This is a genomic window from Viridibacillus sp. KH_047 (genome assembly GCF_057838945.1).
Window position 1 is genome coordinate 3,188,088 of sequence record NZ_CM174479.1, and the last position, 24,784, is coordinate 3,212,871.

The 24,784-nt window shown below is 36.7% G+C and carries 26 protein-coding genes; all 26 read right to left on the minus strand.

Going from position 1 to position 24,784, the window contains the following annotated elements:
- Positions 1 to 10 precede the first annotated feature (10 nt).
- Positions 11 to 1,192: a flagellar motor switch phosphatase FliY gene (fliY, locus tag AC3IS5_RS15735; protein WP_489425249.1), complete on the minus strand. Its 1,182-nt coding sequence runs from the start codon at positions 1,190 to 1,192 to the stop codon at positions 11 to 13.
- Positions 1,185 to 2,183 (minus strand): flagellar motor switch protein FliM, encoded by a 999-nt coding sequence (fliM, locus tag AC3IS5_RS15740; protein WP_489425250.1) that lies wholly within the window; start codon positions 2,181 to 2,183, stop codon positions 1,185 to 1,187. Before fliM ends, fliY begins: the two co-directional genes overlap by 8 nt.
- Before the next feature lie 30 nt (positions 2,184 to 2,213).
- Positions 2,214 to 2,639 carry a flagellar basal body-associated protein FliL gene (gene fliL / locus AC3IS5_RS15745; protein WP_489425251.1) on the minus strand — a complete coding sequence of 142 codons (426 nt, stop codon included), beginning with the start codon at positions 2,637 to 2,639 and terminating at the stop codon, positions 2,214 to 2,216.
- Complete coding sequence (locus AC3IS5_RS15750) at positions 2,629 to 2,850, minus strand: flagellar FlbD family protein (RefSeq protein WP_489425252.1); 222 nt, start codon at positions 2,848 to 2,850, stop codon at positions 2,629 to 2,631. Before AC3IS5_RS15750 ends, fliL begins: the two co-directional genes overlap by 11 nt.
- A 71-nt stretch (positions 2,851 to 2,921) precedes the next feature.
- Positions 2,922 to 3,788, minus strand: coding sequence for a flagellar basal body rod protein FlgG (gene flgG / locus AC3IS5_RS15755; protein WP_489425253.1), 867 nt, complete (start codon positions 3,786 to 3,788; stop codon positions 2,922 to 2,924).
- Between the two features lie 81 nt (positions 3,789 to 3,869).
- Positions 3,870 to 4,259 carry a TIGR02530 family flagellar biosynthesis protein gene (locus AC3IS5_RS15760; protein WP_489427917.1) on the minus strand — a complete coding sequence of 130 codons (390 nt, stop codon included), beginning with the start codon at positions 4,257 to 4,259 and terminating at the stop codon, positions 3,870 to 3,872.
- Positions 4,260 to 4,267: 8 nt separating this feature from the next.
- Positions 4,268 to 4,972: a flagellar hook assembly protein FlgD gene (gene flgD, locus AC3IS5_RS15765; protein ID WP_489425254.1), complete on the minus strand. Its 705-nt coding sequence runs from the start codon at positions 4,970 to 4,972 to the stop codon at positions 4,268 to 4,270.
- A 4-nt stretch (positions 4,973 to 4,976) separates the two neighbouring features.
- On the minus strand, positions 4,977 to 6,275 hold the full coding sequence (locus AC3IS5_RS15770) for a flagellar hook-length control protein FliK (RefSeq protein WP_489425255.1): 1,299 nt from the start codon (positions 6,273 to 6,275) through the stop codon (positions 4,977 to 4,979).
- A 30-nt stretch (positions 6,276 to 6,305) separates the two neighbouring features.
- Positions 6,306 to 6,947: a MotE family protein gene (locus AC3IS5_RS15775; protein WP_489425256.1), complete on the minus strand. Its 642-nt coding sequence runs from the start codon at positions 6,945 to 6,947 to the stop codon at positions 6,306 to 6,308.
- Positions 6,904 to 7,353: a flagellar export protein FliJ gene (fliJ, locus tag AC3IS5_RS15780; protein ID WP_489425257.1), complete on the minus strand. Its 450-nt coding sequence runs from the start codon at positions 7,351 to 7,353 to the stop codon at positions 6,904 to 6,906. Before fliJ ends, AC3IS5_RS15775 begins: the two co-directional genes overlap by 44 nt.
- On the minus strand, positions 7,354 to 8,679 hold the full coding sequence (gene fliI, locus AC3IS5_RS15785) for a flagellar protein export ATPase FliI (protein WP_489427918.1): 1,326 nt from the start codon (positions 8,677 to 8,679) through the stop codon (positions 7,354 to 7,356).
- Positions 8,679 to 9,467 (minus strand): FliH/SctL family protein, encoded by a 789-nt coding sequence (locus tag AC3IS5_RS15790; protein WP_489425258.1) that lies wholly within the window; start codon positions 9,465 to 9,467, stop codon positions 8,679 to 8,681. The genes fliI and AC3IS5_RS15790 overlap by 1 nt, the downstream gene beginning before the upstream one ends.
- On the minus strand, positions 9,451 to 10,464 hold the full coding sequence (fliG, locus tag AC3IS5_RS15795; RefSeq protein ID WP_489425259.1) for a flagellar motor switch protein FliG: 1,014 nt from the start codon (positions 10,462 to 10,464) through the stop codon (positions 9,451 to 9,453). The genes AC3IS5_RS15790 and fliG overlap by 17 nt, the downstream gene beginning before the upstream one ends.
- Positions 10,465 to 10,478: 14 nt before the next feature.
- Positions 10,479 to 12,080, minus strand: a complete 1,602-nt coding sequence (gene fliF, locus AC3IS5_RS15800) for a flagellar basal-body MS-ring/collar protein FliF (RefSeq protein WP_489425260.1) — start codon at positions 12,078 to 12,080, stop codon at positions 10,479 to 10,481.
- Positions 12,081 to 12,142: 62 nt separating this feature from the next.
- On the minus strand, positions 12,143 to 12,448 hold the full coding sequence (gene fliE, locus AC3IS5_RS15805; protein ID WP_489425261.1) for a flagellar hook-basal body complex protein FliE: 306 nt from the start codon (positions 12,446 to 12,448) through the stop codon (positions 12,143 to 12,145).
- A 24-nt stretch (positions 12,449 to 12,472) separates the two neighbouring features.
- The gene (gene flgC / locus AC3IS5_RS15810) at positions 12,473 to 12,934 is read right to left on the minus strand and encodes a flagellar basal body rod protein FlgC (RefSeq protein WP_038184088.1); all 462 of its coding nucleotides are present in this window, start codon (positions 12,932 to 12,934) and stop codon (positions 12,473 to 12,475) included.
- A gap of 2 nt (positions 12,935 to 12,936) precedes the next feature.
- Positions 12,937 to 13,329 carry a flagellar basal body rod protein FlgB gene (gene flgB / locus AC3IS5_RS15815; RefSeq protein ID WP_489425262.1) on the minus strand — a complete coding sequence of 131 codons (393 nt, stop codon included), beginning with the start codon at positions 13,327 to 13,329 and terminating at the stop codon, positions 12,937 to 12,939.
- Positions 13,330 to 14,039: 710 nt separating this feature from the next.
- Positions 14,040 to 14,819 carry a GTP-sensing pleiotropic transcriptional regulator CodY gene (gene codY, locus AC3IS5_RS15820; protein WP_489425263.1) on the minus strand — a complete coding sequence of 260 codons (780 nt, stop codon included), beginning with the start codon at positions 14,817 to 14,819 and terminating at the stop codon, positions 14,040 to 14,042.
- An 88-nt stretch (positions 14,820 to 14,907) separates the two neighbouring features.
- Positions 14,908 to 16,302, minus strand: a complete 1,395-nt coding sequence (gene hslU / locus AC3IS5_RS15825; RefSeq protein WP_489425264.1) for an ATP-dependent protease ATPase subunit HslU — start codon at positions 16,300 to 16,302, stop codon at positions 14,908 to 14,910.
- A gap of 2 nt (positions 16,303 to 16,304) precedes the next feature.
- Positions 16,305 to 16,847: an ATP-dependent protease subunit HslV gene (hslV, locus tag AC3IS5_RS15830; protein WP_038184066.1), complete on the minus strand. Its 543-nt coding sequence runs from the start codon at positions 16,845 to 16,847 to the stop codon at positions 16,305 to 16,307.
- 20 nt (positions 16,848 to 16,867) lie between these two features.
- On the minus strand, positions 16,868 to 17,767 hold the full coding sequence (xerC, locus tag AC3IS5_RS15835; RefSeq protein WP_038184063.1) for a tyrosine recombinase XerC: 900 nt from the start codon (positions 17,765 to 17,767) through the stop codon (positions 16,868 to 16,870).
- Positions 17,768 to 18,114: 347 nt separating this feature from the next.
- The gene (gene trmFO, locus AC3IS5_RS15840) at positions 18,115 to 19,428 is read right to left on the minus strand and encodes an FADH(2)-oxidizing methylenetetrahydrofolate--tRNA-(uracil(54)-C(5))-methyltransferase TrmFO (protein WP_489425265.1); all 1,314 of its coding nucleotides are present in this window, start codon (positions 19,426 to 19,428) and stop codon (positions 18,115 to 18,117) included.
- A gap of 27 nt (positions 19,429 to 19,455) precedes the next feature.
- A complete protein-coding gene (gene topA, locus AC3IS5_RS15845; RefSeq protein WP_489425266.1) occupies positions 19,456 to 21,531 on the minus strand; it encodes a type I DNA topoisomerase in 2,076 nt (691 codons plus the stop codon).
- A 186-nt stretch (positions 21,532 to 21,717) separates the two neighbouring features.
- Positions 21,718 to 22,608 carry a DNA-processing protein DprA gene (gene dprA, locus AC3IS5_RS15850; RefSeq protein WP_489425267.1) on the minus strand — a complete coding sequence of 297 codons (891 nt, stop codon included), beginning with the start codon at positions 22,606 to 22,608 and terminating at the stop codon, positions 21,718 to 21,720.
- A gap of 72 nt (positions 22,609 to 22,680) precedes the next feature.
- A complete protein-coding gene (gene sucD, locus AC3IS5_RS15855) occupies positions 22,681 to 23,583 on the minus strand; it encodes a succinate--CoA ligase subunit alpha (protein WP_489425268.1) in 903 nt (300 codons plus the stop codon).
- An 18-nt stretch (positions 23,584 to 23,601) separates the two neighbouring features.
- On the minus strand, positions 23,602 to 24,762 hold the full coding sequence (sucC, locus tag AC3IS5_RS15860) for an ADP-forming succinate--CoA ligase subunit beta (RefSeq protein WP_489425269.1): 1,161 nt from the start codon (positions 24,760 to 24,762) through the stop codon (positions 23,602 to 23,604).
- Positions 24,763 to 24,784 lie beyond the last annotated feature (22 nt).

Below are 24,784 nucleotides of genomic sequence, written 5' to 3' on the forward strand. Positions count from 1 at the left end.
CAATTACTATCTATCTTAGATTGTTTAAGCGCTCCGCTTTACTCAAAATATCTGTAATACGAACACCGAAGTTTTCGTCTATTACAACTACTTCTCCTTTAGCAATTAGACGGCTATTTACTAGAATATCAACCGGTTCACCTGCAAGTTTATCAAGTTCAATAATAGATCCACTTGCTAGTTCTAATATCTCTTTTACGGAACGCTTCGTACGTCCTAATTCAACAGTAACTTGCAGTGGTATGTCAAGTAGCATATTTAAATTTCTAGCTTCTGCTTGCTTCAATGATGCATTTTCAAAGCTTGCAAATTGCGCTTGTTGTACATTTGCTGGCTGTTGTGCATACATTGGTCTTTCAGGCATTGCATATGATTGTTGATATTGTTGTTCTTGCATTGGAGCATGTTGTGCTACTGGCGCCTGTTGTACAGGTTGTGCTTGAACTGGTGCTTCCTGTGGTGTTGGTGCAGAAGCTACCATAGTTGAAGCAATTTCTTCAGTATCTTGATTCATTAATTGATTAACCAACTTCTGACTAAATCCTAGAGGTAGTAGTTGCATAATATCTGAATCTATTAAAGTACCAATTTTTAAGCGGAAAGAAACTTTAACAAGTAAATCTTCTTCAGGAATATTATCTCTACCTTCATTTTTAGAAATATTCATCAAATCGATTGATGGCGGTGAGATGTCCACTTTTTTATTAAAGATCGTCGACATAGATGTTGCAGCAGAACCCATCATTTGGTTCATTGCTTCCTGTACAGCACTTAAATGAATTTCACCAAGCTCATCTGCTGGGCTAACACCATCTCCACCTAACATTAAATCAGCAATAATTGCTGCATCAGATTGTTTGATGACCAATAAGTTCATACCCACAAGGCCCATCGTATATTCTACTTGAACCGCTACATATGGATGAGGAAACTCTTCCTCCAAATTATCACGATTAATCATACTGATTGTCGGTGTTGTTATATCAACCTTTTGTCCTAGTAACGATGATAACGCCGTTGCAGAACTACCAAAGGAAATATTACCGATTTCACCTAGTGCATCTTGAGATAATGCATCTAAATATTCCTCTACTTTGTATTCAATTTGAGAAGACTTCTTATTTTCTAGTTCGGGAGATTCGCCTCTTAATAGGGCTTCAATTTCTTCTTGAGATAACATTTCATCACTCATCAACTTCGTCTCCTCCTTTCAAAGACTCTATAACTTGAACAGCCATTCGTTTTTTCAGTTTCCCTGGTTGAACAGTAAATTTAGGTATATCGCCAACCTTTAATGTAAGTGGTTGGCTAATTTTCTGATCCAGTTGAATAACATCACCTTGTAACAATAGAAGGAAGTCTTCAATTGAGATTTCAGCATTACCAAGCTCCGCTATTACTGGTAGATTAGATTGTTTCACACTATTTTCAAGAATCGCAGTTTGTTCTGGCGAAACTTCTTTTTTATTAGATTGCATCCAATAGCGAACCGATAGATTCGGTACAATTGGTTCTAATACGACATGAGGGATACAAATATTGATCATGCCACTTGTTTCTCCAATAATTGAGTTGAATGAAATAACAACAACCGTTTCATTTGGAGAAATCATTTGTAAGAACTGTGGATTCACTTCAAGCTCAGATAAAGCTGGATCAATATCAGCTATGTTTGCCCATGCTTCACGCAAGTTATCGAACGAGCGTTCAAATAAATTCGTCATAATTTTCGTTTCAATTTCAGTTAAGTTATCGACGTTACTATGACTTGCTCCTGTTCCTCCCATTAAACGATCTAGCATTGAATACGCAATATTAGGATTAATCTCCATTAGGATATTGCCATCTAAAGGTGGTACTTCGAATACATTTATAAGTGTCATATTCGGAATTGAACGAATGAACTCTTCAAATGGAATCTGATCCACAGATGCTACAGTTATTTGCACATACGTCCTAAGTTGAGCTGAGAAAAAAGTCGTTAAAAGACGTGCAAAATTTTCATGTATTCGGGTCAAACTTCGGATTTGATCTTTTGAAAAACGAAGAGCTCGTTTAAAGTCATAAACTTTAACTTTTCTAGCCTCTTCATCTTTCATAATATCATCAGCCGTCATTTCACCCGTTGATAACGCTGATAAAAGCGCATCAATTTCGGACTGGGATAACACATCTCCTGCCATTTTCCCACCTCCATTTCAAAATAATTTACCTTACTGAATGATGTAGGAAGTAATGTAAACTTCTTGTACCTTACCGTCTTGCATCAGTTCATTAAATCTTGTTTTTAAAGTTGTTTCAAGCATTTTCTTTCCTTTTTTTCCTTCTAAATCGCCTTTTGTCATCTCTGACATTTCTTCGATTACAATACTCTTCACTTGGAAATCACGTTTACCGATTTCTTCAGCAGCTTTTTTGCTATCAGTTTGAATTTTAAGCGAAATTTTAACAAAATTTGTTCCGGCTAGATTTGTTGTCAATTCAGGAACATCTACGGAAGCTTCGATGATATCGTCAATAGTTGGCTCTTTGGCACTTCCTTTGTTCAACTGATTGACAGTTACCAATGCAATCACACCAATCAGTGTAATCGAAACTAAAATAATTAACATAATGGTTAAAAGTTTGTTATTCTTCATTTTCTTCACCTCTTAAGTGCGGGTTTGATAGGAGCTGTACACTGTGATAGAAAGCTATCATACGTTTACTCACTTCTTCCTCAGTTTCTAATACAACATATTTTCGTCCGGTCGTTAACGTAATCGTCGTATCAGGAAACTCCTCGACCGATTCTATGTATAAAGCATTTAATGAGAATGGTTTACCATTTAATTTAGTTACTGTAATCATAGGAATTAAGGGCCGAGTCTTGAGAGCCGACCCAGCCCCCTCCTTTTAATGAAAGTTATTTCAGCTAAAACTTATCGTTTTAAGTTAACAAGCTCTTGTAAAATTTCATCAGATGTTGTGATAATACGTGTATTCGCCTGGAAACCACGTTGCGCTACGATCATGTCAGTGAATTCTTCTGATAGATCGACGTTAGACATTTCGAGAACGCCGGAAGCTACTTCTCCGATACCACCTTGTGTACCAATATTATAATTGGCAACACCAGAGTTAGAAGTCTCTTTATAATAATTGGAACCTTGTTTTTCTAACCCACCTGTATTTGGAAACTTAGCTAAAATTAATTGTCCCGCAACTTGCAATTCGCCTTTTGCATCAACATAGTTCACTATTCCATCTTTTCCTATAGACATACTTTGTGCATCAGTAGGTATATTTATTACGCCATTCGCCGTCGCACCTGCACCAGGAGGAGTCCACGCATCAGGAGGAGTTTTAGTTGGATTATTTACACCATATAGATATTTACCGTCTGCATTAACTAAATCACCATTTTTATCCATATAAAAGTTCCCAGCACGTGTATACTGTAGATTTTCAAATCCTGCTCCAGCTTTTTTATCAGCAACAACAAAGAATCCATCTCCTGAAACCGCTAAGTCTAATACTCGGTTAGTAGTTTGCAGTGAACCACCTTCATGCATCGTATCAATTGCAGCGATTTGAGCACCTAAACCGATTTGTTTCGGGTTTGTACCACCTGTCGTAGTTGTTGGTGCAGAAGCACCTGCGCTTGTTTGTGAAAATACATCTTTGAAAACAACGCGACCTTTTTTGAAACCATACGTATTAACGTTGGCGATATTATTACCTATAACATCTAATTTTGTTTGGAAATTTTTAAGACCACTGATGCCTGAATACATTGAACGTAGCATAACTTAATTTTCTCCCTTCGATTTTAGAGTGTACTGCTTCTGTCATTTGGCAGTACTAAGGCACCCATAAGAGGTCCTGCCTTATGTCAGCACAATTGTGCCGTCGATATTGGTGAATAATTGATCTTTTGCTTCATTACGATCCATTGCTGTTATTACTGTGGCGTTTTTCGCACTAACTATAAGCGCTGCCTGATCAGTTAAAACAAGCGAATCATTCACACCTTTTGAGCGTGCTTCGAATACTTTTTCAGTAATTCTTTGCCATTGTTTATCATCAATATGAATATTTCGTTCGTTAAGTCGAACTGAAGCGTGTTTACTTATCTTTAACTGTTGGCTACTAGTTGCCTTTTCTAACTCTTGACTAAAGGATTGTTTACTTGTAGGAACACTCGGTCTTGCAATTGACTGTTGCCGTAAAGTTGGTTGAAGTTGTTGTATATGTTGCTGAAATCTTATTTTATCCACCATATATCTTATTTCCCTTGAGCAATGGACACGATTTGATCAGCTGTTACTTCATCACCGTTACTAAGTATATATTTGATTTGTCCATCTTTTTTGGAAACAGATTGGACGGTCGCTTCTTTTGGCGGTTCTTCAGATTCTTCATTATCGTCTTTATCCTCAGTCACTTTGTATGTAATATTTTTTCCGATTAACATACTCGCTTCTACTAGGGATCCCCCGTTACCACTCGTACTTCCATTAATCACTTCTGAAATATTTGATGGTGTTAATTCTTTACCGTCTGCTAAAACAAAAATTACGCCATCTCCGCTGTATTTAACTCGGACTACAGTTCCTGTACCTTCATTAACAATCGGTTTTCCATCTTCGCCTAATTTATCTGTTAATTCATGCCATTTCACATCTTTGCCGATAAATGAATTGAATTCAATTAACTGTGATTGTTGTTGTAATTGAGTTAGGTTTTCTACCGCTGTTGTCATATTCGTCATTTGTTCAAGAGATGAGAATTGAGCCATTTGTGCGATAAATTCTTTATCATCCATTGGGTTTGTTGGATCTTGGTTTTGTAATTGTGTAATTAGCAATTGCAAGAATGCATCTTTACCTAAAGAAGAGTTACCTGTTTGTTTTTTGTTAGATGGTTTTTTGGCAATGTTGTAATCATCTAATATACTCTTTGTATCTGGAATTTTCGTTGTATCTGCCATAAACCTACACCTCCATTTCCATTAAATAATCGCTAAATGTTAGTTCTTCATCTGGCTCGCCATTGTTTTTATCGTCTTGGTCATGTGCTTGTTGCTTAAACGATTGGTTGAATTGATGTTGTCCTTTTTCTTGGCGATTTGCATCACTTAAGGCTTGTGTAACATCAATACGGTCAAGTTGTATATTTTGGTTGACTAAACCTTGTTTTAATGAATTCAACTGACTGTCTAGCATTTCTTTACCAAGTGCTGTAGAGGCTAGCAATCTAGCTGTCATAACCCCATCTTTTTGTACTAGTTCTACGCGAATCGTCCCTAAATTTTCAGGGTACAGTTTGATTAAAAGCTTCGTCATTCCTTGTGCATTTGATGTTTGACTACGATTCATAATTGCTTGGAACTCTTTGACAAACGTTTCAGCCTGGGAAGCCTTGTTTGTTGGTAATGTTAATGTCACAGTTGTGTTAGCTGTACCTTTTGTTTCTGTAAGAGTTGATGTAACACTTTCATTGGCACTGGCATCAGTTAAATTAATCATTAATGGTTGTACATCTTTAGATTTTACTTGACTGCTTGATGCTTGATTTAAGAGCTGTTCTACTCTTGTTGATAAAGTAGACATCCATTCTTTCACTTGAAATACTTGTAATTCTTGATTTAAGACTAAATCTGTTTTAGGTGCTGCAAGCTCAACTAATTTTAAAAATTCCAGAACATCTGAAGCCTGAGTTTGAGAAACTGTTGCACCCTTTTCACCACTTATAGAAGACATCAAATTCTGCATAAATGCAAAAGCATTTTGATCAATACCAGCAAGTAACTCCCAAACATCTTTTGCCTGTGTATCATCACCTGTTAACTTTTGAATCGCAGCTTGTAAATCTTCAACGTTTACCCCTAATAACTCACCTAATTTATCTAGTGAAATACTTTCATTACTTAGAGTAGCTTCATCAATTGAACTGTTCAGCAATTTACTTAAATCTGTTAGAGAAGTTACACCAAGTATGTTTGACATATCTTCCATAGTGATTGACTGTTCATGATCTCCACTAGCACTGCTATTTAGCACTTGTCCAAGTAAACCTTCTAGACCTCTTGATAGATCTATAGATAATCTATTCGACTGATTATTCACCTTATCTATGTTACTTTGCTTACTATTTGTTGTAGCTGAAGTTTGCGGTTTATTCTTATTAGAGGATGACAAGTATTCCGAAAATCCATTGTTAGACGAGCTGGTTGATTTTTTTGATTGACTTCTCGCTTTGGTTGCATCTATTTTTATTGAATCTATATTCATGATTTCACCTCCTTCCGACTAATGGAATTTTTATTTTGCTAACAATGCCGTATATCGGGCAGCATCTTTTGCTGGCATCTTCTCTAATACTTTCGCCAACGTTTCAGGTTTTAAGCTAGCTAGTATTTTAACTGCTTCCGAATCACTCATATTTATGACGACAGGAGCTGCTGCTTTTGGTGTCATTTTTTCAAAGGTTGAAACTATACTACTAAATTCTTTTTGTGTTTCTACTTTGCCCTTTTCTAGCTTATCGATTTCAGCTATTAGTCGATCTTGTTCAATAACAAGTTTAGATTTTTCATTTTTCGAGTCTTCTATTTGACCTTGTAATTGCGCAATTTGGGCTTCTTTTTCTTGAATTTGTGCTTTTAGCTCTACCATTTGTTTGGCATTTTCTTTTGCATCTTTTTCATTTAACACTTTTTCGTTAGTGCTTTGGGCTGTACCACTTGTCCATTCTTTTGCTTTTTCAAAAACATTTACGTTTAATAAATGTGCAACTATCAGGAGAACAGCAGTTGTAAATAGTAATGGTATAATCACCCAATAAAAAAGCCTTTGAAGCGTACTAGGTGCTTTTATTTCCGAAGCTTTTGAATGCTCCAAATTTTTTTTCGCCATGCCATCACCTGATTTCTTTGTTGTAATATGCGACTGATGATAGTTCATCTAGTCGAATTGCTTCAAGTCTTTCTTGTTCTTCTTTAAAAGTTTCAAGATCTTTTTCTTTCATCTTTTCATACTTCCGAAATTCCAACGACTTTTCTAGCAGTTTCTGTTCATGCCACTCCATTTTAGAGCGAGCTTGAATAACCTTTTGTTGCACATCTACTATTGTCTTTTCAAGACTATCAATAAATCTTGAATAATGATGAATTTCATCGATACTAGAACCAGTAGACATTCGTTGTTGTTGAAAACCGATTAGGTCTTCTTTTTTCTTTAGCAGATTATAAAGTTTGGTAGCTACTTCTTCAAAAACTCTGACTGATTCTTTGAAAGCAATTTCTGTTTCATTTTTTTCTTGCTCTCTCACTGTCATTACTTTTTCAAAGCGATATGTATATGCGCTCATTTACAGCCCACCACCATTCGATAAACTGATCAATTCATTCACACTCTGCTGCATACTAACATTATCTAAATAACCTTGTTTCAAAAACGCTGTAATTAGAGGCTCATAATGAATGGCTTGATCAATTTCCTTGGAAGTTCCTCGCTTATAGGCACCTATATTTATCAAGTCTTCTGATTTGTTATACGTATAATAAAGTTCTCGCAACCATTCTGCAGCTTGTACATGTTCTTTAGAAACGATATGATTCATCAAACGGCTGACACTTTTTAAAACGTTAATAGCTGGGTATTGTCCTTTATTCGCCAGTGTTCGATCTAGTACGATGTGTCCATCTAAAATACCTCGAACAGTATCTGCGATTGGTTCATTCATGTCATCCCCGTCTACTAAAACCGTATAGAAAGCTGTTATAGATCCATGTTCATTTGTACCTGTTCGTTCTAATAACTTTGGCAAAATAGAGAATACAGAAGGTGTATAACCTCTCGTAGCTGGTGGTTCACCAACCGCCAAACCAATTTCTCGTTGAGCCATAGCAACACGAGTGACAGAATCCATCATGAGCATGACATTTAGTCCTCTATTTCTGAAGTATTCTGCAATCGCTGTAGCTGTAAACGCCCCTTTAATACGCATCAGAGCAGGTTGATCAGATGTAGCAGCGACAACTATTGAGCGCTTCAAGCCTTCAGGGCCCAGATCGCGTTCGATGAATTCACGAACCTCACGACCACGTTCTCCAATAAGTGCGATAACATTTAAATCTGCTTCTGTATTTCTCGCTATCATTCCTAGAAGGGTACTTTTACCAACACCTGAACCGGCGAATATACCAACACGTTGACCATTACCGACCGTTAACATGCCATCAATTGCTTTTACACCCACTTCAAGGGTTTCATTTATAGGTGGTCTAGTTAAAGGATTCGGTGGGTCCTCATCTGTCTGCACAGTAGCAAGGCCCTTTGGTAAGTTGTGTCCATCAATAGGCAATCCCATTGAGTCCAATACTTTACCAATAAGTTCAGGCCCAACTTTTACTTCTAAAGGTGACCCTGTTCCCTCAACTAAACAGCCTATCGAAATCTCTCTAATTGATGTAAACGGCATGAGTACAACGATTTCATCTTTAAAACCGACAACTTCAGCTAAAATCTCTGTATGTCCATTTTTTGAAGATTGCACATGAATTTTACAAACATCACCAACAGAGCTTTCAGGACCTTGAGACTCAATCATTAGACCAACTACACGAGTTATACGACCATACTTTTTAAATGTTTGTACCGACGGAATATGCACAATCAACTGCGACGCTTTCATCATTTCTGATCCACGCTTTCTAATATTTCTATTAGTTTTAATCGTAATTCATTAAGCTGTTCATCGATACTCACGACTATTCTTCCGTGATTTGTTTCGATATAGCCATCCGTATCATTTAATTCTTCATTTACGAATATCATGAATGGTACATCCACTGGGAAAATGGCAGCTAATTCGTCTCGATGACTTGAAACGAGCTTATGATAAGAAAGTGACACATACAGTTTAATTTCTTTCATCTCTCTTGCCTCTTTTAAACCTCGACGGACCACATTTAAAAACAGCTCTTCATTTTCTTCTAGGGCTGTACCTAAAATGCGAGTTGCTGCATTCATGGCCAGTTCTAAAATGACTCTTTCTTGACTTTCTAGATATTGTTGAGCATTTTCTTGTGAACTGATAGTAGTTTCATTAGCTATATGAACTGCTTCTGACATATTGTCTTCAGCTTTTAAACGTCCTTCTTCTAAGCCTTGCTGAAAAGCTTCATCGTAAGCTTTTTGTTGAAGAATTAGCTTATCTTGTTCCCATTGCTCTTTAGCAAAATCAAGTACCTGCTGTTGTTCTTCGCATTGAGCTAAGAATTGTTGTTGTTGAATAGTAATCTCAGATTGTGCTTCAGCAATAATACGCTCTCTTTCGGCTAAAGCTTCTTCTAAGGAATAATCCTCAACGACTTCTTGCTGATCCTCAGGCAATCTAAACTCGCGTATTTCAATCGTTCTAATTTTCTCTTTGGATGATAGAGTATCATCGAATCGAATGATTCTAGACAATGACGTCATCTCCTCCACCACGAGCGATAATGATTTCACCTGCGTCCTCTAGGCGTCGTGTTACTGCAACGATTCTCATTTGTGCATCTTCAACATCTCTCAGGCGAACAGGTCCCATTACTTCCATCTCTTCTCTAAATGTCTCAGCCATACGTTGGGACATATTTTTGAAAATGATTTCTTTTACTTCTTCGCTCGAAATCTTCATTGAAAGGAGTAAATCTTCATTTTCACAATCACGTATAACACGTTGAATTGAGCGGTTATCCAGTGTAACGATATCTTCGAAAACAAACATACGTTTCTTGATTTCTTCTGCAAGTTCTGGATCTTGAATTTCAAGTGCATCCAAAATAGTTTTTTCTGTTTGTCTATCAACACCATTAAGGACTTCCACAACTGCGTCAACGCCACCAGTTTCGGTGTAATCTTGCGTCACTGTTGATGATAATTTGCGTTCTAATACTGATTCAATTTCACTAATAACTTCTGGCGATGTTGAATCCATCATTGCGATACGTTTCGCTATATCAGCTTGTACCTCTTGAGGTAAAGATGAAAGTATAATACCCGCTTGCTGTGGCTCTAAATATGAAAGTATTAGCGCAATTGTTTGCGGATGTTCATTTTGTATAAAGTTGAAAATTTGAGCAGGATCTGTGCGTCTCGCAAAATCAAAAGGTCTTACTTGTAGAGAAGATGTTAATCGATTGATAATTGTTTGCGCCTGATCCGATCCAAGAGCTTTCTCTAATACAGTTTTCGCATAACCAATTCCACCTTGAGAAATATAGTCTTGTGCGAGTGCAATATTATGGAACTCTTCGATAATTTCTTCTTTTATCTCTGGTTCAACTTTTTTAACTCCTGAAATTTCTAACGTTAAACGTTCTATTTCCTCTTCACTTAAGTGTTTATATACCGCAGCGGACACTTCTGGTCCTAGTGATATTAACAGGAGTGCTGCCTTTTGTTTACCAGATAAACCTTTTTCTTTCCTTGACACAGCTTTTCCCCCCATTAATCTTCAGTTATCCATGTACGTAATAATTTCGCGAAATCATCTGGCTTGTCTTTTGCCATCTTCTCAAGCTGTTTACGTCGTACGGTTGATTCTGTTTCTTTTTCTGTAGAAATATCTTCTACTTCAACTATTTCTTTTTGATCTTCTAGAATCATATTTTCTTCTGTCGCATTTTGTTTTCTAGAACGTAAGATAAAGAATGCTAGTAAAATAATAGCAACTACTAAAATACCGCCAATTACATATACCCACCATGGAATTTTACTTGTCTCTGTTGAAGCTAATTGAGTTTTACCATTCAATTGTTGAACAGTAACATTTATTTTTTCATTGATTTGAGCATTTGTTAATTGTCCAGCTTCGTTTTTATCAATTGAAGTGCGGACGATCGAAGCAAGCATATTTTGAATATCCTGTTGTACATTCGTTGGTAATGTAGTTGCGTCGTCAGCAGTTGGTGGTTCTACCATTACTTGAATACCTAAGTCACGAATTCGATAAGGACTTTCTACGATCTGACGTTTAATACGATTCACTTCATTGTTAATCGTCTCTTCAGTTTTCTCGTAATCTCCATCTCCTGTTGACCCTGATTGATAGTTTGTAAAATTATCAGTAGCATTTTCAGCTTCAGGTTTACCTGAAGCCGGAGCTCCAGTACCAGTAAATGTTTCACTAATACGCTGGGCACTGATTTGGATACCAGTCATATTCTCTTTATCTACTGGTTCAACTAAATTTTCTTCACGTTGTTCCTGGGTAAAATCAATATCAGTAGTCACTACAACAGCTACTTTATCTGCTCCCATTAAAGTACCTAGCATTGTTTGCACTTGGCGTTGCAAATCACGTTCAATTTGCTTTTTAAGTGTCAATTGTTGATTGACATCCGCTCCGCTAGCTCCCGCTATTGCGGTATTATTGGACTGTAAATCGTAATATTCAAAGTATTGATTAGTAATTACGATATTTTCGGGTGTTAGGTTCGGAACACTTTTAGATGCCAGATTATAAAGTGTTTGAATTTGCGTTTCAGTAAATTGATAACCTGGTTCCGTATTCAAAACTATCGATGCACTAGCTGGTTGCTTTGTATCACTAACAAATACACCCTCTTCAGGTAAAGTAATCATTACCTTCGCGTCTTTTACACCTTTAATCCCTTTAATTAAATTAGCTAATTCTGTTTGTATTGAAGCTAATTTCAGAACGCTAAATTCATTATCAGTCATACCAAATCCTGCGTTTTGAGAGAAAAATGAGTAATCTATTTTACCAGATTGCGGAAAACCTTCTGATGCTAATTGTACTAATAGTGGATCGACCTGATTTTCTGGGACTAAAATAGATGTTCCACCTGGTGCAATCTTATATTTTGCCCCTTGAGCATCAAGGGTTTCTTTTATTTTCCCTACTTCAGCAGTCGATAAATCTGAATAAAGTGGCGCATACGTAACTCGAGTTGCAAAGTATGTAATAACCGCTGCGAAAATAATAATTCCAAGAAGGGAACCTATTAACGTACCTTTTTGTGCTTTCGTACGACTTCCCCAAAACCTCGTGGAGTCGGTTTTGATTTTTGTCAGTCTTTCATTCATTTTAAGCCTCCGGTTTTAGTGAATGTTCTAATACGTGGTTAAATCCGCACTAACCGTTCGAATTAAACTGTCATTCGCATAATTTCTTGATACGCCTCTACTACTTTGTTACGTACTTGTAATGCTGTATTCAATGTTACACTCGCTTTTTGAGCAGTAATCATAACGTCATGAAGTTCAACATTATCTCCGTTTATCAACTTTGTTGTCATTTTATCAGAAGCAACTTGACTATCGTTTACAGATTGGATAGCATCTTTAAACATCGCCCCAAAATTTTCCTTTGATTCTGTATGTATCGTTTCAGCAACTCTTTGTGTCATATTTGGTTGAACTGGCTGCGTTACAGATATTTGTGATACTGGCAATTACTCCATCCTCCTTTGTAGAAATTATTTCCCTATTTCTAGAGCTTTTGTTAGCATCGATTTATTTGCATTAAATACCGTTACGTTCGCTTCGTATGATCGTGTAGCCGATATTAGGTTTACCATTTCTTTCAAAGGATCAACATTTGAAGTTTGCACATAACCTTCATCATTAGCATCTGGATGTGTTGGATCATAAATAAGCTTGAATGGTGTTTCAGTATCATTATTAATCCCTGTTACTTTGACACCATTGCCAACTCCTTGTTTACTTGTTGAACCCATTGCCGTATTTAAATAATTTGAAAATTGTCCTTCTTTCGAAGTTAATGTTACTGTTTTACGACGATACGGAACCCACTCGCCATTTTCCATTGTCGCTCGTGTAGTATCGACATTTGCCATATTAGACGAAATGACGTCCATTCTTAAACGCTGAGCAGTAAGAGCCGATCCAGTCGTATTCATACTATGGAAGATAGACAAAATTAGTTACCCCCTTTAATAACAGTTTGTAATGTATTTAATTTACCGTTAATACGGTCAATCAAGGCATTGTAGAAAATTGTGTTTTCAGCCAAACTCGCCTGTTCTTTATCCATATCTACACCATTACCATTTTCTCGGTAGCGTAGATTAGAATAACTATAAACACCTGGTGTCGATTTCTTACTAGTAAAATCAAAATGTTTTTGATCTGTTCTGTTCGCTTGAATATATGTATTTTGTGCCTCAGTTAACATCTTTTTAAAACTTACGTCTTTCGCCTTATAGTTTGGTGTGTCATTATTCGCTATATTTTGAGCGATTGTTTTATTCTTCACCGTAGCATAAGTGAGGCCACTTTCCAAATTACTTATCGTTCCACTAAATAAATCCAAATATTTCACCCCAATTCGATATAAACTACCAAATTTCTTTTTTATTTTCACTATCTAATTGTATTAAAGATGCATCCTAGTGTCTATCCGTATTAGGTTCTTTTTGATGGGTACAAAAACCCATTTTTATCACAATACTCCCCTTTTCTTTCAAAACTTCTAAACCCCTTATCCTATAAGAGGTTAAGGTAATATTCACTATAACAATAGTGTTAATAAAGTTAATACTTCGCGTTATCCACTACTTGTGCCGTTATGAGTTTATAGGTATTTCTTATCTGATCAATATTATTAGAAAGTTAATTTATCCTAATAACAGCAAATAGATTCGTATTCACTTGATATATTTTGTACAATATTCAAATAATTCAACATGATATTACTATAACAGACTTCATATATAATCATAGTTCTTTACTAATTAAATCTAAAAATAACTACCTTTTCATTACTTTCCATCCTTTTTTAACAGTAAAATAGTAACCATATTATATATATTCCTCCCTTACTAAAGAATTATGTTTTTTTATAATATTCAGCTTATTTTGTGAATTAGCTATTTTATTCGGCAATATTTCTGATTTTTCGTTGTCTTTTAAAGATTCCTCAAGTATATATCCATAATTTACTAGGTACAATTATGGATATATATGTATAAAAAAACTATCCCAAAGTCTTCTAAAGACTTTGGGATAGTTAGGTCGAAATTATTAGCGCATTTTGATTTCAGCTAATGCATTTAGGAATTTATTGTTTAATACTTTAATATACGTACCTTTCATACCTAGAGAGCGTGATTCAATTACACCAGCTGATTCTAGTTTACGTAAAGCGTTAACGATTACTGAACGTGTAATACCTACTCGGTCAGCAATTTTAGAAGCGACTAGTAATCCTTCGCTACCATCTAGTTCTTCGAAGATATGCTCAATAGCTTCTAATTCACTGTATGATAATGAGTTGATTGCCATTTGTACTACTGCTTTGCTACGAGCTTCCTCTTCGATTTCTTCAGCTTTTTCACGAAGAATCTCCATACCTACTACAGTTGCACCGTATTCAGCAAGGATTAATTCGTCATCTTCAAAAGTACCAGCTAGACGAGCTAAAATCAAAGTTCCTAGACGTTCGCCACCACCAATAATCGGCACAATTGTAGTTAGACCCGATTTGAAAAGCTCTTTGTTTTCAACAGGGAATGCACTATGTTCATCATGTACATCAAGGTTTGCAACAGTTTCAGAGAAGTCATATAAATTTTGAGTATATTCTTCAGGGAAACGGCGCTCTTCAAACATTTTGTTAAGGCGTTCGTTTTCAATTTGTTGAGTAATTGAAATACCTAGTAATTTACCTTTACGGCTTACGATATATACGTTACTTTCGATGACTGTTCCTAATGTGTCAGCCATTTCTTTAAAGTTAACTGGTTTCCCAGCAGATGCTTGAAGCATTGAGTTAATTTTTCGTGTTTTAGCTAATAAATTCATTTTTATATAGCCTCCTGTAATATTTTCTGCGTAGTTTATTTAATTTTCACAAATTTTTAAATTTTCATACAATAGCTATGATTATAAACTATAAAATAAATTGAGACAAATCTTTGTTCTTCGCAATTTCTCCAAGTTTTTGATCTACGTATGACGGTGTAATATCGATGTGAGCTGGTGCGATATCTGCAGCTTCAAATGACAACTCTTCTAAAAGACGTTCCAAAATTGTATGCAGGCGGCGTGCTCCGATATTATCTGTATCTTGGTTTACAAATGTAGCAATTTCAGCAATACGATCAATCGCTTCTTCTGTAAACTCAATTTCAACACCTTCAGTATTTAGTAATGCCTTATACTGAAGAATTAATGAATGGTCTGGCTCTTTTAAAATACGAACAAAGTCTTCCTTTGTAAGCTTTTCTAATTCAACTCGAATTGGGAAGCGCCCTTGTAGCTCCGGGATTAAATCTGATGGCTTAGACATATGGAATGCACCCGCAGCAATGAATAGCATATAATCTGTTTTGACAGGACCATACTTCGTATTAACAGTAGAACCTTCAACAATTGGTAAAATATCACGTTGAACGCCTTCTCTTGATACATTAGCAGAACCAGAATTACCATTCTTGTTGGCAATTTTGTCAATTTCATCGATAAAGATGATGCCCGTTTGCTCAGCACGCGTAATTGCTTCTTGAGAAACTTCATCAGAATCAATTAAATTATTAGCTTCTTCTATTATAAGTATACGTCTAGCATCTTTTACTTGTAGACGGCGTTTTTTCTTTTGCTTTGGCATTAAGCTTGATAACATATCCCCCATGTTACTACCACCCATATCCATGCCCGCTCCAGGAAACCCACCAAACATAGATGGTGCTTGCTCCGTCACTTCTACAGATATCCATTCATCTTCAAGCTTACCTGCTTTTAAATCTTCTGCAATTTGTGAACGTTTTAAACGTACTTCTGTATCATCTGTAGTTGTTTCTTCTTCTTTCTCGGAATTTTGTCCGAAAAACATTTCGAAAGGATTTGAAGTTGATTGCTTTTTACGCATACTTGGTACAAGTAATTTCACAATTTGTTCATTAGCTAATCTCTCAGCTTGGTCCTTTACTTCTTCTTGTTTTTCTTCTTTCACGAGTCGGTTAGCTACTTCTACTAAGTCACGTACCATCGATTCCACATCACGACCTACATAACCCACTTCAGTAAATTTTGTCGCTTCTATTTTTATGAAAGGCGCTTTTGCTAAACGTGCAATACGTCTGGCAATCTCCGTTTTACCAACTCCAGTTGGTCCAATCATTAAGATGTTTTTTGGGATGACTTCATTTTTCATCTCTTCATCTAAAAGTTGACGACGATGACGATTACGAAGCGCAACAGCTACCGCGCGCTTAGCATCACGTTGTCCAACGATATAACGATCTAAATACTCGGTCATTTGTCTAGGCGTTTGTTGTTGTGTCATAGTTACAGTGCCTCCACGATAATATTATGGTTCGTAAATACACAAATATCTGCCGCAATTTCAAGCGATGCTTTTGCAATTTCCTCTGCAGATAATGTTTCACCAGAGTATTGCTTCAACGCTCGACCAGCTGATAACGCATAGTTACCTCCCGAGCCAATTGCTAAGATGCCGTCATCAGGTTCAATGACTTCACCAGAACCAGAAACAAGTAGTAGTGTTTCACTATTCATTACAAGTAACATTGCTTCTAATTTTTGCAACATTTTATCTCCGCGCCACTGCTTAGCTACTTCGACTGAAGCACGTTGAAGGTTGCCATCAAACTCCATAAGTTTCCCTTCAAACATTTCAAACAATGTAAACGCGTCGGCAACAGATCCGGCAAACCCCGCTAATACTTTACCGTTATAGAGACGACGCACTTTCTTAGCTGTGTGTTTCATTACGACTGCATTACCAAGTGTCACCTGTCCGTCACCTGCCATCGCGCTCTGCCCTTTATGTTGTACTGCAAAAATTGTGGTTGCATGCATTTCAACCATAATAACCCTCCTCCCAATTGTTACGCTCTTGGATGAGCATTCATATATGTGTTTCTTAGATGTTCTTTTGTCACATGCGTATAAACTTGCGTAGAAGATAAATTTGCGTGTCCGAGCAACTCTTGCACGGTACGTAAATCTGCTCCGTTGTTTAATAAATGCGTGGCAAAGGTGTGTCTTAACATATGAGGATAAATATTAGAATGTAATTCTGCATTTTTCATCATATCATTTAATATATAACGAATACCTCTTGCGGTAAGGGCTCCACCTCGCATATTGACAAATAGTTGAGGGTTTTGAAGGCCTTTCATAAGTTTAGGACGTGAATTTGCTAGGTATTGTTGCAATGCCTCAGAAGCAAAATGTCCAAATGGTACATAACGTTCTTTTCTCCCTTTTCCCATCACACGTAAAATGCATATTGAAAAATCAACATCTTTCATTTCAATAGATGTCAATTCACTAACCCGAATACCTGTGGCATACAACAATTCAAGAATGGCTGTATCTCGTAATGACTTCGGATCTTCCCCTTCGTTTGCTTGAAACAATCTGGCAAGCTCTTCTTCATAAAAAAAGCGCGGTAATCTATCTTCTTTTTTCGGATGATAAAGGGCTTGAAAGCCTGCATCATCCAATCCGTATTCTTTATTCAAAAAACGAAAAAAAGAACGGATTGAGGAAATCTTCCTTGAGATAGTTGTTCTTGCTTTTTTTTCTTCGTACAATTTTGTTACGTAAAGTCTGGCGTGTATATATTCAACATCAGCTAAATCTACTACACCTTCTACTTTTAAGAAAGATAAAAATTCATGTAAATCAGATTGATATTCTCGCACTGTTAATGGTGAAAAATTTTTTTCTAATTGAATATAAATAACAAATTGCTCAAGTGCTTGTTCAGATCGTATGTTCATTTGAACACCTCGTCAATAAAAGTTCCAAATTTAACCATCTAACTCTAAGCATTTTTATAAATCAAAAACGATTACTAATCTAGAGCTAATGTTAATCCTAGTTGTTTAAGGCACATATGAGTATAACACACTCATGTGAATTGTTCGACACTTCAGTTCATAAGTCAAAATAAAGTTTTTCTAGAAAAGTTTATTCACGTCTTTTGGATAACTTTGTTACACTTAAATGTATTATTCTTACTGTCAAATTACCACTATTTGTCTCTTCTTTTCAATTATGCGAAATTATCTTCATTTATAAACAAAAAAGCCTTTAAAATTGTAACAATTTTAAAGGCTTAAAACAATTAGATATTTGTAGTATTTTTAAAATTTTGAATAGCAGCCAATGCACGCTCTGCGTGTTTTTCACCGCGTTCTTGCTTCGATTTAATTTTTTCGCCTAGTTTAGGGAATAAACCAAAGTTCACATTCATGGGTTGGAAGTGTTTTGAATCGGCTTCTGTTATATAACGCGCCATACTTCCTAATGCCGTTTCTGCTGGGAAGATTAATAAATCTTTCTCCATTGCAAGATGTGCAGCGTTAATACCTGCTATTAGACCACTACCTGCTGATTCAACATAGCCCTCTACACCTGTCATTTGACCAGCAAAGAAAATGTTTGGACGACTTTTCAGTTGATAAGTTGGTGCTAATGCTTTAGGTGAGTTGATAAATGTATTTCGATGCATAACACCATAACGAACGATTTCCACATTTTCCAAACCAGGGATCATACTAAATACTTCTTTTTGTGCTCCCCATTTTAAATGTGTTTGGAAACCTACTAAGTTATAAAGCGTTCCTGCAGCGTCATCTTGGCGAAGTTGTACAACTGCATGTGGACGTTTACCTGTTCTAGGATCTTCTAAGCCTACTGGTTTCATAGGACCAAATAGCATAGTTTTCGGACCACGAGCAGCCATTACTTCGATTGGCATACAGCCTTCAAAGTACTTTTCTTTTTCAAACTCTTTTAATGGTGCAACTTCAGCGTTAATTAAAGCTTCTTGGAAACGGTTAAATTCCTCTTCAGTCATTGGACAATTTAAATATGCCGCTTCACCTTTATCATAACGAGATTTTAAATATACTTTATCCATATCAATGCTGTCTTTTTCGATAATTGGTGCAGCTGCATCATAGAAATAAAGATATTCTTCACCTGTTAAACCTTGAATTTGTTCTGCTAATGCTTTTGAAGTTAATGGACCTGTAGCAATAACTGTTATACCTTCTTCAGGAATTTCAGTTACTTCCTCATTAATTACTTCAATAAGCGGATGGTTTTTCACTTTTTCAGTTACATAGCCAGCGAATTCGTGGCGATCCACTGCTAGCGCTCCACCTGCAGGAACTGAACTGCGATCTGCTGCTTCTATAATAACCGAATCTAACATACGCATTTCTTCTTTAATAACGCCAACAGCATTTGTTAAGTTATTGGCACGTAGTGAGTTACTACATACTAATTCTGCAAATTTATCTGTGTGGTGAGCAGGCGTTTGTTTAACTGGACGCATCTCATATAAGCGAACTTGAATGCCTCTTTTCGCGATCTGCCAAGCTGCTTCACTACCTGCTAAACCTGCACCGATTACATTTACGATTGTTGTCATACTAATATTACCTCTTTCTTATACTCATCATTGTGATGCTGTTTCTTTGTAGTCACATTTCGTACATTGAATTTGTACGCCTTTTTTCAATTTCTTCTCAACTAATAATTCACTACATTTTGGACAAGGTCTATTAATCGGTTTATCCCATGATACGAAATCACAGTCAGGATAACGATTACAACCATAGAAAATGCGTTTTGTTTTACTCTTACGTTCTACTATTTCGCCTTCTTTACATGTTGGGCATGTTACGCCAATTGCTTTGACAATAGCTTTAGTATTACGGCAATCAGGGAAATTGCTACATGCCATGAATTTACCATAGCGACCTAGTTTGAAAACCATTGGTGAACCACAGTGTTCACAATCTTCACCGGCAGGTTCATCTTTAATTTCAACTTTTTCCATAGCCACTTCTGCGTGTTGTACATGTTTTTCAAAATCTTGGTAGAACTCATCGATGATACTCACCCATTTTGTATTACCTTCTTCAATACTATCTAAATCGTGTTCCATTTTGGCAGTGAACTCGATATTAATAATATCAGGGAAAAATTCTAAAACTAATGAGTGAACAATTTCACCTAATTCTGTAGGTACAAAGCGTTTATTGTCTAATGTGACATAACCACGCTTTTGAATTGTATCCAATGTTGGAGCGTAAGTTGACGGTCGACCTATTCCTATTTCTTCCATCGTTTTAACGAGTCGTGCCTCTGAGAAGCGAGGTGGCGGCTGTGTGAAATGTTGTTTTGGTTCAATATTCAAGGATTTTACAATATCGCCTTTTTCCATTGGTGGTAATAGCTTATCCTTTTCTTCCTTTTGGTCATCTGAACCTTCAATATAAAGCTTCATGAAACCAGGGAATTTCACTTGAGAACCTGTAGCTCTAAAGAATACATCACCATTTTGTAAGTCTGCTGTTACTGTATCTAATACAGCTGATGCCATTTGGCTCGCTATAAAGCGTTCCCAGATTAGACGATAAAGACGGAGTTGATCTCTAGATAAAACAGCTTTTAACTGATCAGGCGTACGCAATGTGCTTGTTGGGCGAATTGCTTCATGTGCGTCTTGCGCTTTTTCAGATTTTTTTGCTTGTTGATCAAGAGGCGTTGTATATTCGTTACCGTATGTTGATTGTACATATTCATATGCTTCTTTTTTCGCCGTTTCAGATATCCGTGTTGAATCGGTACGCATATACGTAATTAAACCAACCGTACCTTCTTTACCAACATCTATACCTTCGTATAATTGCTGAGCAAGCATCATTGTCTTTTTCGCGCGGAAGTTTAATTTACGAGCGGCTTCTTGTTGTAGGGATGATGTTGTAAAAGAGGGAGCTGCATTACGCTTACGCTCACGTTTCACTACTTTTGCAACTTCAAAGTCTTCCCCCTTCATTAGCTTCAAGACATCTTTTACTTGTGCTTCATTGGATAATTTGATCTTCTCTTTACTATTTCCATAATAAATAGCATCAAATTGCTTATTACCTTTTTCAAAGTTAGCTTCGATTGTCCAATATTCTTCAGGCTGGAAGTTTTTAATTTCGTTTTCACGGTCGATAATCATACGTAATGCAACTGATTGCACTCGACCAGCAGATAAACCTTTTTTGACTTTCTTCCATAGAAGTGGACTAATGTTATACCCTACAAGACGGTCTAGAATACGACGTGCTTGTTGAGCATCAACTAAATCCATATCAATAGGACGTGGATGCTTGAATGACTCTTTAATAGCATCCTTCGTGATTTCGTTAAATAATACACGACAGTCCGATTTTATATCAATGTTAAGAGCAGTTGCTAAATGCCAAGCAATAGCTTCTCCTTCGCGATCTGGATCGGCCGCAAGATAGATTTTCTTGGCTTTTTTAGCTGCGGATTTTAAATCTTGTAAAACAGGACCTTTACCACGAATGGTAATGTATCTTGGTTCAAAATTATTTTCCGTATCAATCCCCATTGTACTTCTAGGTAAATCACGTACGTGACCTATTGATGCTTTTACTTTATATTTTTTCCCTAAATATCGCTCGATTGTTTTTGCTTTTGCGGGCGATTCTACTATTACTAAATAATCCGACATGTGAGTTCCCCCTTATAGAGGTGATGTTTCATTTTCTTTAGTTTCACTTGTTAAAATTGAATAAGCATGAAAATATTGTTAAAAACCTTACCATTCAACTATAACTTTTTTTCTCAGCGTTTACAAAAGAATACCTGTTGCAAAATGTATAACAGAAAAGAAACTTTTGCAAGTTATATTTCAACATCAAATAAAATATCTTTCTAATTCTGCTATTATTTGATAACCATTCCAGACTGGTGTAGCACCTTCTGCGAGCAATTTATGAGGTCCTAATGACAGTTTTGATGTGATATCTCCAGGTACAACGAAAATTTCTTTCCCGTGCTCTAAGGCGTGTTCCATTGTACTGGATGTACCACTTTTTTCAGCCGCTTCAGTTACTAGTATAGCCTTTGACATACCGCTAATAATACGATTCCGCATTGGAAAATACCATCGTTTAGGCTCGATATATGGCGGATATTCTGTCATTAATAAATGATCTTTGCTAATTATTTCGGCTAATTTTGTATTTTCTTTCGGATATAGATGAAATAATCCATGTCCAAGAATTGCGATTGTTTTACCTCCGTTTGCAATTGCACTTTCATGCGCCATTCGATCAGCTCCCTTCGCTAGGCCGCTGATGATGATATAATCGTGTTCAACCAATGCCGGTATAATATACTGTAATGCATTTTCTGTATAGGTTGTCGCCTTTCTAGAACCAACTATAGCAATCTTACGTTTATTTACTAGTAAATCTACTTTTCCTTTTACATAAAGACATACAGGAGGATCATATAATTCGAATAACTCTTTAGGGAATAAGGGATGAAAGAACGGGATTGGGGTAATCAATTTTTGCTCATAAGCTAGGAGTAAGGGAGTTTCCATTGCTTCTATATAAGCAGCTTTTAATCTAGTAGCTTTTTCATAGGAGAGATTTAATAATTGTGCAATTTTTTGTGAGGATATTTGTTCAAATCCTGCAAGTTCTATATCCTCTTTAAACAAAGGTGCTAACCTATTTAGTGGTACAGGAAATACATAATGCAATGCTAAGAGTCTCTGCGTCAATTGTGCTTCATTCATCATTGCCCTCCATTCATATAACTACTTAAAAGGTGTAGCATTGTCTATTAAGACTTTGCTACACCTTCTATATTAATGGGTTTTACATTTTTCGTATAAACCATGTTCTTTAATAACTTTAATAAATGTTTCACCGATAACAGATGGTGTTTCTGCTACTTGGATACCAGCGGCATTCATTGCTTTAATTTTGTCAGCAGCTGTGCCTTTACCACCTGAAATAATGGCACCAGCATGGCCCATACGTTTCCCTGGAGGTGCAGTTTGTCCACCAATGAAGCCTACAACTGGTTTTGTCATATTCGCTTTGACCCACTCAGCTGCTTCTTCTTCTGCAGTACCGCCAATCTCACCAATCATAACGACACCATAAGTTTCAGGATCTTCGTTGAATTCTTTTAAAACATCAATGAAGTTAGTACCGTTAACTGGGTCGCCACCAATCCCAACAGCAGTTGTTTGACCAATACCTTCTTGAGAAAGTTGGTGAACTGCTTCATAAGTTAATGTACCAGAGCGAGATACAACTCCTACATGGCCTTTTTTATGGATATAACCTGGCATAATACCGATTTTACATTCATCTGCAGTAATAACACCTGGACAGTTCGGGCCAATTAGACGCGTTTTCTTACCTTCCATATAACGTTTCACTTTAACCATATCTAATACCGGGATATGCTCAGTAATACAAATAACTAAATCTAAATCAGCATCTACAGCTTCTAATATCGCGTCTGCTGCAAATGGTGCTGGTACGTAAATGACAGAAACATTACAGCCTGTTGCTTTAACAGCGTCAACCACCGTGTTAAAAACAGGTACGCCTTCTACAGTTGTACCACCTTTACCCGGCGTAACTCCTGCTACAATTTTTGTACCATATTCTAGCATTTGCTTTGTATGGAATAGAGCCGTTGACCCTGTAATCCCTTGTACAAGTACTTTAGTTTCTTTATTAATATAAACGCTCATTTCAAGTCCCCGCCCTTCTTAGCCTACAAGTTCTACAATTTTTCTTGCACCATCAGCCATTGAATCCGCTGTAACGATATTAATACCTGATTCATTTAACAACGCTTTACCAAGTTCAACATTCGTACCTTCTAAGCGAACAACTAATGGTACATTTAAGCCAACCTCTTTAGCCGCTGCAATAACACCTTCTGCGATAATATCACATTTCATGATACCTCCGAAAATGTTAACGAATATACCTTTTACATTTGCATCAGAAAGGATAATTTTGAAGGCTTCAGTTACTTTTTCAGCAGTTGCACCGCCCCCAACGTCCAGGAAGTTTGCGGGTGATCCGCCATAATAACTAATTGTGTCCATTGTAGCCATAGCAAGTCCAGCACCATTGACCATACAACCAATGCTACCGTCTAATGAAATATAGCTTAAATCATATTTTGAAGCTTCAATTTCCTTTGGATCTTCTTCTTCGAAATCTCGTAATTCAACAACATCTTTATGACGATATAAAGCGTTTCCATCAAAGTTGAATTTTGCATCTAACGCCACTACGTTACCATCCCCTGTCACAACAAGCGGGTTGATTTCTAAAATAGAAGCATCTTTTTCAGTAAATGCTTTATAAATCCCAAGCATAAGTGTTGCAGCTTTATTTATTAATTTGTCTGGAATATTCATATTAAACGCAAGACGACGCGCTTGGAAACCTGTTAGTCCGATAGCTGGATCAACTATTTCCTTGAAAATTTTCTCAGGAGTTGCTTCAGCAACCTCTTCAATGTCCATCCCGCCTTCTTCAGACCCCATCAAAGTAATTCTAGAAGTTGCACGATCTACTACAAAACCCAGATAGTACTCTTTTTTAATATCAGAGCCTTCTTCTATGTAGAGGCGTTTGACTTCTTTACCTTCTGGACCAGTTTGGTGAGTGACCAGGATTTTCCCTAATAATTCTTTCGAATACGAACGTACCTCGTCCAAATTTTTGGCAATTTTAACGCCACCTGCTTTACCACGTCCACCTGCATGGATTTGAGCCTTAACAACGACTACACTTGTACTTAATTCTTTTGCTACTTTTACAGCTTCCTCTGGTGAAAACGCTACTCGGCCATTTGGAACTGATACCCCGTACTGTCTTAGAATTTCCTTTCCTTGGTACTCATGGATATTCATCTAACTTCCTCCCATCAAAATC